Annotated in this window: 11 protein-coding genes; 9 read left to right on the forward strand and 2 right to left on the reverse strand. The window is 42.8% G+C overall.

Annotated elements, in window-relative coordinates:
* Positions 1-79: 79 nt before the first annotated feature.
* Together BM380_RS02130 and BM380_RS02135 are read right to left on the reverse strand one after the other, a co-directional pair.
* Positions 80-1570, reverse strand: a complete 1491-nt coding sequence (locus tag BM380_RS02130) for a CoA-acylating methylmalonate-semialdehyde dehydrogenase (protein WP_090492633.1) — start codon at positions 1568-1570, stop codon at positions 80-82.
* Positions 1571-1640: 70 nt separating this feature from the next.
* A complete protein-coding gene (locus BM380_RS02135) occupies positions 1641-2822 on the reverse strand; it encodes a thiolase family protein (RefSeq protein ID WP_090492635.1) in 1182 nt (393 codons plus the stop codon).
* Positions 2823-3152: 330 nt separating this feature from the next.
* On the opposite strand from BM380_RS02135, the gene BM380_RS02140 reads away from it, so the two are divergent.
* The 9 genes from BM380_RS02140 (at position 3153) to BM380_RS02185 (ending at position 12623) form a co-directional block, all read left to right on the forward strand.
* The gene (locus BM380_RS02140; protein WP_008114692.1) at positions 3153-3587 is read left to right on the forward strand and encodes a MerR family transcriptional regulator; all 435 of its coding nucleotides are present in this window, start codon (positions 3153-3155) and stop codon (positions 3585-3587) included.
* 37 nt (positions 3588-3624) lie between these two features.
* Positions 3625-4800 (forward strand): isovaleryl-CoA dehydrogenase, encoded by a 1176-nt coding sequence (locus BM380_RS02145; protein WP_090492637.1) that lies wholly within the window; start codon positions 3625-3627, stop codon positions 4798-4800.
* Positions 4801-4810: 10 nt separating this feature from the next.
* On the forward strand, positions 4811-6418 hold the full coding sequence (locus BM380_RS02150) for a carboxyl transferase domain-containing protein (RefSeq protein ID WP_090492639.1): 1608 nt from the start codon (positions 4811-4813) through the stop codon (positions 6416-6418).
* A 12-nt stretch (positions 6419-6430) separates the two neighbouring features.
* The gene (locus tag BM380_RS02155; RefSeq protein ID WP_016899945.1) at positions 6431-7201 is read left to right on the forward strand and encodes an enoyl-CoA hydratase/isomerase family protein; all 771 of its coding nucleotides are present in this window, start codon (positions 6431-6433) and stop codon (positions 7199-7201) included.
* Positions 7202-7209: 8 nt separating this feature from the next.
* Positions 7210-9201 carry an acetyl/propionyl/methylcrotonyl-CoA carboxylase subunit alpha gene (locus tag BM380_RS02160; RefSeq protein WP_090492641.1) on the forward strand — a complete coding sequence of 664 codons (1992 nt, stop codon included), beginning with the start codon at positions 7210-7212 and terminating at the stop codon, positions 9199-9201.
* Positions 9201-10097: a hydroxymethylglutaryl-CoA lyase gene (locus BM380_RS02165; protein ID WP_090492644.1), complete on the forward strand. Its 897-nt coding sequence runs from the start codon at positions 9201-9203 to the stop codon at positions 10095-10097. The genes BM380_RS02160 and BM380_RS02165 overlap by 1 nt, the downstream gene beginning before the upstream one ends.
* Positions 10098-10126: 29 nt before the next feature.
* Positions 10127-10825 carry a CoA transferase subunit A gene (locus BM380_RS02170; RefSeq protein WP_013464896.1) on the forward strand — a complete coding sequence of 233 codons (699 nt, stop codon included), beginning with the start codon at positions 10127-10129 and terminating at the stop codon, positions 10823-10825.
* Between the two features lie 15 nt (positions 10826-10840).
* Positions 10841-11497, forward strand: a complete 657-nt coding sequence (locus tag BM380_RS02175; protein WP_090492646.1) for a 3-oxoacid CoA-transferase subunit B — start codon at positions 10841-10843, stop codon at positions 11495-11497.
* 247 nt (positions 11498-11744) lie between these two features.
* Positions 11745-12623, forward strand: coding sequence for a LysR family transcriptional regulator (locus BM380_RS02185; RefSeq protein ID WP_013464894.1), 879 nt, complete (start codon positions 11745-11747; stop codon positions 12621-12623).
* Positions 12624-12639 lie beyond the last annotated feature (16 nt).

Genomic DNA, 12639 nt, shown 5'->3' on the forward strand with positions numbered 1-12639 from the left:
CCATAACGGGAGTTATTAGTGAGGAGCGACAACATTATGTGTTGTGCCCCTCTTTTTTATTAATTATGCGGTTAAAATGTTACTTAAGATTAATACTCATATTTGGACCTGAAGCGATATCATCTTCAAACCAGCGAGAAGTAATGGTTTTGGTTTCTGTGTAAAAACGAATACCTTGTTTACCATACGTGTGAGTATCGCCGTAGAATGAGCCTTTCCAACCCGTGAACGAGAAAAATGGTAAAGGCACAGGAATTGGCACATTAATACCCACTTGGCCTACTTCAATTTCGTGTTGGAATTTACGCGCAGCCGCACCACTTGAGGTAAATAGTGAGGTACCGTTGCCGTAAGGGCTTTCGTTAATAAGCGCAATGGCTTCTTCAAGGGTATCAACAAACATACACGCCAATACTGGGCCAAAAATCTCTTCTTTGTACAAGTTCATCTCTTTGGTTACATCAGTAAATAACGTAGGACCTACCCAGTTACCTTGCTCGTAACCTTCAACGCTAAAATCAGAGCCATCAATTAAACAGGTAGCGCCTTGTGCTTTACCATCGGCAATTAGTGATAAAATACGTGCTTTAGCAGCAGGCGATGTTTGTGGGCCATAAGCCGCGTCTGCATCATCCCAAACACCTGGGCGTACACCTTCAAATCCTGCTTTAATTTCATCAACCCAGTCTTTTGCTTGACCAACAAATACCGCCACTGAAATACCCATACAGCGCTGACCTGCCGCACCTACAGAGGCACCCACAAGATTATTAACAACATGCGATTTACTCGCATCAGGCATAATTACCATGTGGTTTTTAGCGCCCACACACGCTTGAACGCGTTTTAAGTTTTGTGTGCCTTTAGAGTAAATATAGGCACCTACACCACATGAACCCACAAATGAAATAGCACGAACGGCTTTGTCTTCTAATAAGCGGTCTACTTGTGGTTTTGTACCGTGCACAACTTGTAACACGCCTTTAGGTGCACCGGCTTCAATAAATAGCTCAGCTAAGCGCATAGGCGTAAGTGGGTCTTGCTCAGAGGGTTTTAAAATAAAGGTGTTACCACACACAATTGCCAGTGGGAACATCCAAAGTGGGATCATGGCCGGAAAATTAAATGGGGTAATACCTGCACATACACCTAGTGGCTGCATATATGAATAGGTATCGATTTTACGCGCTACGTTTTCCATCGTCTCGCCCATCATTAATGATGGTGCATTAGCAGCTTGCTCGACTACTTCAATACCACGCCACACATCGCCTTTGGCATCTTCAAATGTTTTACCTAGCTCATGACAAATAATAGTGGCTAATTCATCATGGTTTTCTTTTAACAGCGCCGCGTATTTCATCATAATGCGCGCACGTTCTGTAATAGGAACGTCTTTCCACGTTTTAAACGTTTCGCTGGCAGAGGCAATAGCCGCGTCCATTTCAGCGTCTGTAGCACAAGGTACTTGCGCTAACACTTCTTGATTAGCAGGATTTACAACATCAATTAGTTCATTTGAAGTTGATTGAATAAATTCGCCGTTAATGAGTAAGGGTACTTGGTGCATAATTAAAATCCTATTGATTAAATTGGGTACCGCAGCGTTTTTGTTATAGTTGCTACGGCTTTATTATTAGTTAAAGTGCTTCTACGGCCATGGCAACGGCTTCACCGCCACCAATACATAAAGAGGCTACGCCCTTTTTAAGACCCCGGTTTTTAAGTGCATGGATAAGTGTTACTAAAATACGCGCACCGCTGGCACCAATAGGATGACCCAATGCACAAGCGCCACCGTTAACATTAACTTTGCTTTCATCGAGCTTTAACTCGTTAATAGCTAGCATGGTAACCATGGCAAACGCTTCGTTAATTTCCCATAGGTCAACATCTGCGGTTGTCCACCCTGCTTTTTCAAGCACACTGTTCATTGCACCAACAGGCGCTACGGTAAATTCACTGGGTTTTTGAGAATGCGTGCTGTGAGCCACAATTTTGCACAGTGGCGTTAAACCCTCTGCTTTTGCTTTTGATTCGCTCATTAAAATCAGTGCTGCGCCACCATCTGAAATAGACGATGAGTTTGCCGCAGTAATGGTGCCGTCTTTTTTAAATGCTGCACGTAAACTTGGGATTTTTTCAGGGCGAGCATTACCAGGTTGTTCATCAATTGAAACTGTTACATCACCTTTGCGGGTTTTAATAGTATGAGGGACGATTTCGTTGTCAAAGCTACCATTTTCTATGGCTGCGTTTGCTTTACTTAACGAACCCAGTGCAAACGCGTCCATTTGCTCACGGCCAATGCCATATTCATCAGCCGTGTCTTGAGCAAAACAACCCATTGCTTTATTGTCGTAAGCATCTTCAAGGCCATCGCTCATCATATGATCTTTTATTTCACCGTGGCCCATACGCATGCCGCCACGTGCTTTAGGAATAAAATAAGGCGCATTAGTCATACTTTCCATACCACCGGCAATGGCTGATTCAATAGAACCTGCTTTAATAAGGTCATTCGCTAACATGGCCGCTTTTAAACCCGAGCCACATACTTTATTAATTGTGGTAGCGCCTGTGCTCAGTGAAAGCCCTGCTTTAAGCATAGCCTGACGTGCAGGTGCTTGGCCTAAGCCAGCTGGTAATACACAGCCCATAATCACTTCATCAATTGCATCATTGCTTAAACCCGTTTGAGCAAGTGCACCTGCAATAGCTGTAGCACCTAGTTCGGTAGACTGCGCATCACTTAGTGCGCCCATAAATCCACCCATTGGGGTGCGTTTTGCTGCTACAATTACAACGCTTTCAAAAGACATAAAAAGGCTCCATTTTCAATTACCGCAAACATGTTTTATTATGTTTAGCTTAATGTTTAAACTAATCTGATAAATACGAGCATACATAAAATTTACGTTTACGCCAACGTAAATATAAAATCAACTTTCTAATTAGTGTAAAAACTGTAAAGCAAGCTTGCTAAAAATGTATTACAACCTCCTAAAATGGCTTATAACGTTTATAAACACTCAACTTCTACTGTAAATCCGCATTTGTTTTGTACGTCTAAAGTATAACAACCAGATCGCACTTTACCTTTACGTAAACTTCACTTATATTGGTGATATTCGAATGAGGTAAACATTACAATGAAATCAGATAATCAAACAAACTTTGCAAATTCAGCCAATGAGCCGGCTAAAAACGAACAAACTTTTAGTATCAGCGAATTAGCGAAAGAATTTGATATTACCACGCGCTCTATTCGCTTTTACGAAGACCAAGGGCTTATATCGCCAGAGCGCAATGGCCAAACTCGTATTTACTCAAAGCGCGATAAAGTGCGCCTAAAGTTAATACTACGTGGTAAACGTTTAGGGTTTACCTTGGCTGAAACCGGTCGTTTGTTTGAACTTTATGATGCAGACAAATCAAGCGCTAAACAGTTAGTTACTATGCTTGACCTCATCAGCGAAAAAAAGGCCGACCTATCTCAACAAATGGACGACATTAAAGTTGTACTAATGGAGTTGGTTACCGCAGAACGTCGTTGTCGCGACACGCTTAGCAAAATAGATGAATAAAATATAATAAACGTCATCAAACACACAGGAATGAATCATGAGCACTATTTCACTATATAAAGAAATGAATTTTGGTCTTGGCGAAACAGCGGACATGATCCGCAGTCATGTTAATAGCTTCGCAAGTCAAGAAATTGCCCCACTAGCTGAAAAAACAGATCTGAATAATGCGTTTCCCAATCAACTTTGGCCGCAAATGGGTGAAATGGGCGTTTTAGGCATGACCGTCGATGAAGAATTTGGCGGTGCGGGTTTAGGTTATTTAGAGCACGTTATTGCCATGGAAGAAATTAGCCGTGCAAGTGCCTCTATTGGCTTAAGCTATGGTGCGCATTCAAACCTGTGTGTTAATCAAATAAACCGTAATGGATCACAAGCACAAAAAGAAAAATACTTACCTAAACTAATTAGCGGTGAACACATTGGTGCCTTGGCCATGAGTGAGCCTAACGCAGGCTCTGATGTTGTATCAATGAAACTTAAAGCCGAGAAAAAAGGCGATAAGTACATTTTAAACGGCAATAAAATGTGGATCACCAATGGCCCTGACGCTGATACTCTGGTTATTTACGCAAAAACAGATTTAAATGCCGGTGCGAAAGGCATTACCGCCTTTATTGTTGAGAAAACATTCCCGGGGTTTTCTACCGCACAAAAGCTCGACAAACTCGGTATGCGCGGTTCAAACACCTGTGAACTGGTCTTTGATAACTGCGAAGTACCCGAAGAAAACATTTTAGGTAACTTAAACGAAGGCGTTAAGGTACTTATGAGCGGCCTTGATTACGAGCGAGTTGTTTTAGCTGCAGGCCCGTTAGGAATTATGCAAGCATGTATGGACATTGTGGTGCCTTACATTCATGAGCGTAAGCAGTTTGACAGCCCGATTGGTCAATTTCAGTTAATTCAAGGCAAAATTGCCGATATGTATACACAAATGAATGCTGCTCGCTCATATGTGTACACAGTAGCAAAAGCCTGTGACCGTGGTGAAACCACCCGTAAAGACGCAGCTGGCGCAATTTTATACGCTGCAGAGCTTGCAACTAAAATGGCCCTTGATGCAATCCAAATTTTAGGCGGCAATGGCTACATAAACGAATACGCAACAGGTCGTTTACTGCGTGATGCTAAGTTATACGAAATTGGCGCAGGCACCTCAGAAATACGCCGCATGTTGATTGGCCGTGAATTATTTACTGAAAGCCGTTAAGGATTAATTTATGACGATTTTAAAATCGAGCGTTAATCCCCACGATCCTAGTTTTGTGCAAAACCACAAAAATATGTCGGTGCTGGTGGATGATTTACGCGATAAAGTTGCCAATATTAGCTTAGGTGGTGGCGCTGCACTTAAAGAGCGCCATGAAAGCAGAGGAAAGCTGTTTGTTCGTGACCGTATCAGTACTTTATTAGATGAAGGCTCACCCTTTTTAGAAATATCGCAATTTGCTGCATTTGGTGTGTATGAACAAGAGATACCTTGTGCCGGTGTAGTTGCAGGTATTGGTCGCGTGAAAGGCGTTGAATGTATGGTGATTGCAAACGACGCGACAGTTAAAGGTGGCACCTATTTCCCGCTTACTGTTAAAAAGCATTTACGCGCACAAGATATTGCTGAGCGTTGCCACTTACCGTGTATTTACTTAGTTGATTCTGGCGGTGCTAATTTGCCAGAGCAAGACGATGTATTTCCAGATAAACTGCATTTTGGGCGTATTTTTTACAATCAAGCACGTATGTCGGGTAAAGGCATTCCACAAATTGCAGTGGTTATGGGCTTATGTACCGCAGGTGGTGCGTATGTTCCTGCTATGGCCGATGAAAGTATTATTGTAAAAGAGCAAGGCACTATATTTTTAGCAGGCCCACCACTGGTAAAAGCGGCAACCGGTGAAGAAGTTACCGCAGAAGAGCTTGGCGGCGCCGATGTTCATTGTAAAACATCGGGTGTGGCCGATCATTACGCTGAAAATGATGCGCATGCATTATCAATTGCACGCCAATGCATAGAGCGAATTAATTACACACGTCCTACCGCCCCATTATTAGATGACGTAAAAGCTCCCCGTTACGATATTAACGAGCTTTACGGCATTGTTGGTACTGATCTTAAAAAGCCATTTGATGTGCGTGAAGTAATAGCCCGCACTGTCGATGACTCGTCTTTTGATGAATTTAAACGTTACTTTGGCGAAACACTGGTGACAGGCTTTGCCAGCATTTATGGCAACCCTGTGGGCATAGTGGCTAACAACGGTATTTTATTTAGTGAGTCGGCGCAAAAAGGCGCGCACTTTATTCAGCTGTGTGCCCAGCGCAATATTCCATTGGTATTTTTACAAAACATTACTGGCTTTATGGTCGGTAAAAAATACGAAGCCGAAGGCATTGCTAAACATGGCGCTAAAATGGTGATGGCGGTGTCGTGTGCTGATGTACCAAAATTCACCGTGCTTATTGGCGGCTCTTATGGCGCCGGCAATTATGGTATGTGTGGCCGTGCATTTGAACCGACCATGATGTGGATGTGGCCAAATGCCCGTATTTCAGTCATGGGTGGTGAGCAAGCTGCAGGTGTTATGGCACAAGTTAAACAAGATGGATTAGCCCGTAAAGGCGAAAGCATGAGCGAGCAAGAAGTTAGCGATTTTAAAAAGCCAATTATTAGTCAATACGAACAACAAGGTCATCCTTACTATGCCAGTGCCCGCTTATGGGACGATGGCATTATAGACCCTGTCGATACACGTAATGTGTTAGGGCTTGCATTAACAGCAGCTAAAAATGCACCACAGCGTGAGTCTAAGTTTGGCGTATTTAGAATGTAACCGGAGCGCACAATGTCAGTAACACTACAAATAACAAAATCTAATGTGGCTGTACTCGTTTTAAGCCGCCCAGAAAAACGTAATGCGTTTAATAGCGACGTTATCCATGAGCTTATTCAATGTATTGAACATGCTAATACGCTCGATATTCGTGCCTTAGTACTCAAAACCGAAGGTAAACATTTTTCAGCCGGTGCCGACTTAGCCTGGATGAAATCGATGGCAGATAATAACTATAACGATAACCTAGCTGATTCAATGCAACTGGCTAAACTTATGCAAGTATTAGCACAGAGCCCGCATCCTACAATTTGTGCGGTACAAGGTGCCGCCTTTGGTGGGGCATTAGGCTTAATTGCCTGCTGTGATATTGCGCTTAGTAAAGACGATGCACAATTTTGTTTAAGTGAAGTTAAACTTGGGCTAATACCTGCCGTGATCAGCCCTTATGTGATTAAGGCCATTGGTGAGCGTGCTGCACGCAGATATTTTTTAACTGCAGAAGTGTTTGATGCCCACACAGCAAAGCAACTGGGTTTAGTGCATCAAATTACTGGGAACTTAGAGACAGCCCTCGATAATTTGCTGCAAACCTTGATTGATAACGGCCCTATTGCCGTTAAAGCCGCAAAAGCACTTATTAACGATGTTGCCAATAAAGAGATAAACGAGGAGCTAATTGCACTGACTGCAGAGCGTATAGCTAAAATTCGTGTATCAACTGAAGGCCAAGAAGGACTGAGCGCCTTTTTTGATAAACGCCCTCCCCAATGGCAACTCTAGGACGGATTATGAACACATTACAATTACAAAAAATTCTGATTGCTAACCGTGGCGAAATTGCCTGTCGTATTATGCGCACCGCAAAGCAAATGGGCTTAACCACGGTTGCGGTGTATTCAGATGCAGATAAAAACGCGCAACATGTAAAAATGGCCGACGAAGCCTACCATATTGGTGCTGCGCCAAGTAAAGATTCATACCTAGTCGCAGATAAAATTTTGCAGGTTGCTAAAGCCAGTGGCGCTGATTGCATTCATCCAGGCTACGGCTTTTTATCAGAAAACAGTGAATTTGCTAAAGCCTGTGAAGCCCATAACATTGCTTTTATTGGCCCACCAGCAACGAGTATTGAAGCAATGGGCTCAAAAACCCGTGCTAAAGAAATAATGGCCGCGGCTAACGTTCCTTTGGTACCTGGTTACTATGGTGATAAACAAGACCCAGCTTTTTTGCAATCTGAGGCCGAAAAAATTGGTTACCCTGTTCTTATCAAAGCGGCCTTTGGCGGCGGCGGTAAAGGGATGCGGGTGGTAGAAAAGCCGAAAGACTTTATAACTGCACTTGAAGGCGCACAACGTGAAGCCATTGCCGGTTTTGGTAACGATTTAGTGCTATTAGAGCGCTACGTTAATCAACCTCGCCATGTTGAAGTACAAGTATTTGCAGATAATCACGGTAACTGTGTTTATTTGGGTGATCGTGATTGTTCGTTGCAACGCCGACACCAAAAAGTGATTGAAGAAGCCCCTGCTCCAGGTTTATCTGACGCGCTGCGTAAAGAAATGGGCGAAGCGGCTGTACGCTGTGCATTAGCCATTAATTACCGTGGTGCGGGTACCGTTGAGTTTTTACTTTGCGGTAATGAATTTTTCTTTATGGAAATGAACACTCGCCTGCAAGTAGAGCACCCAGTAACCGAAATGGTGACCGGTGTTGATTTAGTAAACTGGCAAATTAATATAGCGGGCGGGCAAACACTGCCGTTAAAGCAATCTGATATTCAACTGCAAGGCCATAGCTTTGAAGCGCGTATTTACGCCGAAGACCCTGCAAATGACTTTATTCCGTGCTCAGGCACCATTGAAGCGCTACACGTCCCCGTTAATAGTGAATTTGTACGCATAGATACCGGGATTGCCCAAGGTGATGAAATAAGCCCCTATTACGACCCAATGATTGCAAAGTTAATTGTTCATGATGACAATCGCGAACAAGCGCTTTCTCGCTTGCAACAGGCGCTTGAGCAATTTCATTTAGCAGGCTTTAGTACCAATATTGGCTTTTTACATAACTTAGCTTGCCACGCAAGCTTTAAACAAGGCGCGCCAAGTACACACTTTATTGCTGAGCAAGGTGATTCACTCGCTGCGGTTGATGAGTCATTATTGCAATCAAGCCAGCTTATTGCCGCTTTTGCGTATTTAGAGTCGTTAAACACGCACCAAGCACACACTAATAGCGCCAGCCCTTGGCAACAGCTGAGTGGGTTTACTTTAAATGCACCGCAGGCAATTAAAATCCCATTTGTAGATTTACCGCTAAGCGCTATCAAAACTGCGCAGGGTTACAATGTGACACACAGCGCGGGCGTATACAGTGTACAAGGGACGCTAAATAATGGTGTGTGCAACGTATTTATTAACGGTGAAAAGCACAGCGCACATGTCAGCATAACTGACAATGCAATCACTGTAATGAATAAAGCACTGCAAACTAAGTTTGAATGTGTTGATAAACATTATATTAGTTCACACGAAAATGACGCGCTGCCGCTCGCTGCGCCACTCAATGGCACGGTAGTAAAACATTTAATTGAAGTAGGTAGCACTATCACTAAAGGTGATGCCGTTGTTATTATCGAAGCCATGAAAATGGAATATACACTTAATGCACCGCATGACGGCATATTACAGAGTTACTGTTTTGGTGAAGGTGAACTAGTTTCACACGGCGCACTGTTAGCCATTGTTGAAGATACGACTGTGCAGGAAGGTGCTTAATGAGAGCCTTTGCAAACAAAGTACGTATTGTTGAAGTGGGTGCACGTGATGGTTTACAAAATGAAAAAACCGTCAGCACTGAAGATAAAGTAACACTTATTAATGCTCTCGCCGCCGCGGGATTAAAAGACATAGAAGCTGGTTCATTTGTATCTCCCAAATGGGTGCCACAAATGGCAGACTCAAGCGAAGTGATCAGTGCGCTTGACCTTCCAGAGATTAATTTAAGTGCCTTAACGCCAAATTTAAAAGGCGCACAAGCTGCGCATGCTGTTGGTATTAAAGAATTTGCTATATTTACGGCGGCCAGCGAAGCGTTTTGTCAAAAAAATATAAATTGTTCAATAGCGCAAAGTATTGATCGTTTTAGCGAGGTAATGACTTTTGCTAAAGCGAATAATATACGCGTTCGAGGCTATGTAAGCTGTGTTTTAGGCTGCCCTTATGAGGGAGACGTTGACCCTCAGGTTGTTTTAAACGTGGCACAAAAGTTATTAGCGCTTGGCTGCTATGAAGTGAGCCTTGGCGATACTATTGGTGTCGGCACCGCAGGTAAAGTGACTGAGCTGCTTACATTGCTGCTCAAGCATATTGATAAAAGTAAGCTTGCAGTACACTTTCATGATACATATGGACAGGCGCTCACAAATATTTACGCTGCCTTAAGCCTAGGTATTTCAACGGTTGACGCTGCCGTTGCTGGCCTTGGTGGCTGCCCTTACGCTAAGGGTGCGTCAGGAAATGTTGCCACCGAAGATGTTGTTTACTTACTGCAAGGGCTTGGCATTGAACATGGAATTGATTTAAAAAGGCTTGCACAAGCAGGTTGGCAAATTACTAATGCGCTTAATAAACAGCCTGTTAGTAAAGTTTCAGTGGCATTACACACACAATAATTGCAATAGCATAGAATGAGGAGTCACTCATGGCCGGTTTTGATAAAGTAGTTTCGAGTTACGAAGCTGCAATGGAAGGTTTAAAAGACGGCGATACTATCATCGCTGGTGGTTTTGGTTTATGCGGTATTCCCGAGGGATTAATAGCACAAATTAAAAAAATGCAAACCAAAGAGTTAACGGTCGTATCGAACAATTGCGGCGTTGATGACTTTGGTTTAGGACTTTTATTACAAGACAAACAAATTAAAAAAGTGGTTGCCTCTTATGTGGGCGAAAATGCTCTTTTTGAACAACAACTACTTAATGGCGAAATTGATGTAGAGCTAACACCGCAAGGGACTCTAGCAGAAAAAATGCGTGCTGGTGGTGCCGGTATTCCTGCTTTTTATACCGCCACGGGTTACGGTACGCCAGTAGCTGAGGGTAAAGAAGTAAAAGAATTTAATGGTCGCCCTTATATTTTAGAAGAGTCAATCACGGGTGAATTTGCCATTGTAAAAGCATGGAAAGCAGACCGTTACGGTAATTTAGTATTTCGCCATACCGCAATGAACTTTAATCCAATGGCCGCAACCGCAGGTAAAATTACCGTTGCCGAAGTGGAAGAGATTGTTGAACCCGGTGAGCTAGAGCCAAGTCAAATTCATACCCCTGGCATTTTTGTAAATCGCGTGATCAAGGGCAACTTTGAAAAACGCATTGAACGTGTTACCACACGAGATTAAGCAGGAGCACTTAAAATGGCATTATCACGTGAACAAGTCGCAATGCGCGTCGCTCAAGAGCTACAAGATGGGTACTATGTTAATTTAGGCATAGGTATTCCGACACTCGTCGCAAACTATGTACCCGATGGCATAGAAGTTATGCTACAGTCCGAAAATGGCCTATTAGGTATGGGTGAATACCCAACCAAAGACACAGTAGATGCAGATATGATCAACGCGGGTAAAGAAACCGTGACGGCAGCTACCGGTGCAGCTATATTTAATAGTGCAGATAGTTTTGCCATGATACGGGGTGGTCATGTAGACTTAACGGTTCTGGGTGCATTTGAGGTAGACCAAAACGGGTCTATAGCCTCATGGATGATCCCTAAAAAATTAATAAAAGGCATGGGCGGAGCAATGGATTTAGTTGCTGGTGCAAAAAACATTATTGTTACTATGACCCATGCCAGTAAACACGGCGATTCTAAATTATTAGAAAGCTGTACGTTACCGCTGACGGGCGTTAACTGTGTTAAAAAAATAGTAACCGATTTAGCCGTATTAGAAGTTAAAAACGGCGCATTTCATTTGCTAGAACGCGCACCAGGCGTATCAGTTGATGAAATTATTAGTAAAACGGCAGGTAAATTGCTTGTTGACGGTGATATTCCTGAGATGGTGTTTTAAACTACTCACAATTTCACCCTGTACCGACCTCATTCCCAGTGCCAATGGCGCTGAGTTACCCAAAATCCCTCGCAAGAGGGATTTTTTTTGCCTTTATTTTAGTTTTTGCACTATAGTGAGAATTTAACGCACCACTTGGGTGAATTCGCCCTAATAAAAAAATTAAATAACTGATATAGTTAACTTTTATTTTTGGTTTAATAATTGCCTGTAATAAGGTGATTGAAATAACTTTATATTGGATACCATGCAAACACCTATTCGCGGCCTTCGCTCTTTTTGTTTTGCCGCAAAAAGCTTAAGTTTTAAACATGCCGCCAAAGAGCTGTATTTAACGCCATCGGCGGTCAGCCATCAAATAAAGCAGCTAGAAGAGCAGCTGGGCATTGATTTATTTCAAAGGCAAACCCGCTCCATAAGCTTAACGCCAGCTGGAAAAAACTTTTTTGAAGCGATTTACCCCATTATAAATATGCTGGAAAGTACCATTACCGAATTTAGTCAGTTACAACAAAATGTAAATTTAACCATTACCCTGCCCGAGTTTTTTGCCAGTGAATTGCTAATGCCAAAACTCAGTGAGTGGACGAGTGAGCATCCTAATATTAATTTACACATGGACACCCTTAAAACACGCAAAGAGTTGACTCGCCAAAGTGATTTATCAATCATTTTATCTTCAAGTAAACCGCTTGATGGGCTGGCTACTGAGTTATTTAATTTAGAATATATTCCAGCGTGTAATAAAAAGCTGCTCGATCAGTGGCAAAACGATCATTGCCAGGCACTCAATCAAGTGCCGCTTATTGTTCATAAAGCCCGGCCTTGGGCATGGCACCAATGGGCTGAAAAAGTCGGTATTGATGACTTTTCCCCTGCACAAATTATTCAAATAGACAGTATGTTTGGTGTTGCACGGGCTGCACAGCAAGGTATGGGCATTGCGCTTATTCCTTTACCAATAAGTCAAAGCTGGCTGGATGAGCAATGGCTCTACAAACTGTTTGAGCAACCACTAACAACAAAAGACAAATACTATTTAGTTCAGCATGGCTCAAGTACCGCTAATCACCCTCTCGATTTGTTTGCGAAATGGGTGATTAACACCTTTAGGCAAACTAAATAGCACATTCAATTAAGCG

It is taken from the genome of Pseudoalteromonas sp. DSM 26666 (genome assembly GCF_900116475.1).
In the GTDB taxonomy this organism is placed as follows: domain Bacteria; phylum Pseudomonadota; class Gammaproteobacteria; order Enterobacterales; family Alteromonadaceae; genus Pseudoalteromonas; species Pseudoalteromonas tetraodonis.

Excerpts from the sequence above, each read along its gene's own strand:
- BM380_RS02130 (WP_090492633.1), bottom strand. The coding sequence starts at position 1,570 with ATGCACCAAGTACCCTTACTCATTAACGGCGAATTTATTCAATCAACT.
- BM380_RS02135 (WP_090492635.1), bottom strand. The coding sequence starts at position 2,822 with ATGTCTTTTGAAAGCGTTGTAATTGTAGCAGCAAAACGCACCCCAATG.
- BM380_RS02140 (WP_008114692.1), top strand. The coding sequence starts at position 3,153 with ATGAAATCAGATAATCAAACAAACTTTGCAAATTCAGCCAATGAGCCG.
- BM380_RS02145 (WP_090492637.1), top strand. The coding sequence starts at position 3,625 with ATGAGCACTATTTCACTATATAAAGAAATGAATTTTGGTCTTGGCGAA.
- BM380_RS02150 (WP_090492639.1), top strand. The coding sequence starts at position 4,811 with ATGACGATTTTAAAATCGAGCGTTAATCCCCACGATCCTAGTTTTGTG.
- BM380_RS02155 (WP_016899945.1), top strand. The coding sequence starts at position 6,431 with ATGTCAGTAACACTACAAATAACAAAATCTAATGTGGCTGTACTCGTT.
- BM380_RS02160 (WP_090492641.1), top strand. The coding sequence starts at position 7,210 with ATGAACACATTACAATTACAAAAAATTCTGATTGCTAACCGTGGCGAA.
- BM380_RS02165 (WP_090492644.1), top strand. The coding sequence starts at position 9,201 with ATGAGAGCCTTTGCAAACAAAGTACGTATTGTTGAAGTGGGTGCACGT.
- BM380_RS02170 (WP_013464896.1), top strand. The coding sequence starts at position 10,127 with ATGGCCGGTTTTGATAAAGTAGTTTCGAGTTACGAAGCTGCAATGGAA.
- BM380_RS02175 (WP_090492646.1), top strand. The coding sequence starts at position 10,841 with ATGGCATTATCACGTGAACAAGTCGCAATGCGCGTCGCTCAAGAGCTA.
- BM380_RS02185 (WP_013464894.1), top strand. The coding sequence starts at position 11,745 with ATGCAAACACCTATTCGCGGCCTTCGCTCTTTTTGTTTTGCCGCAAAA.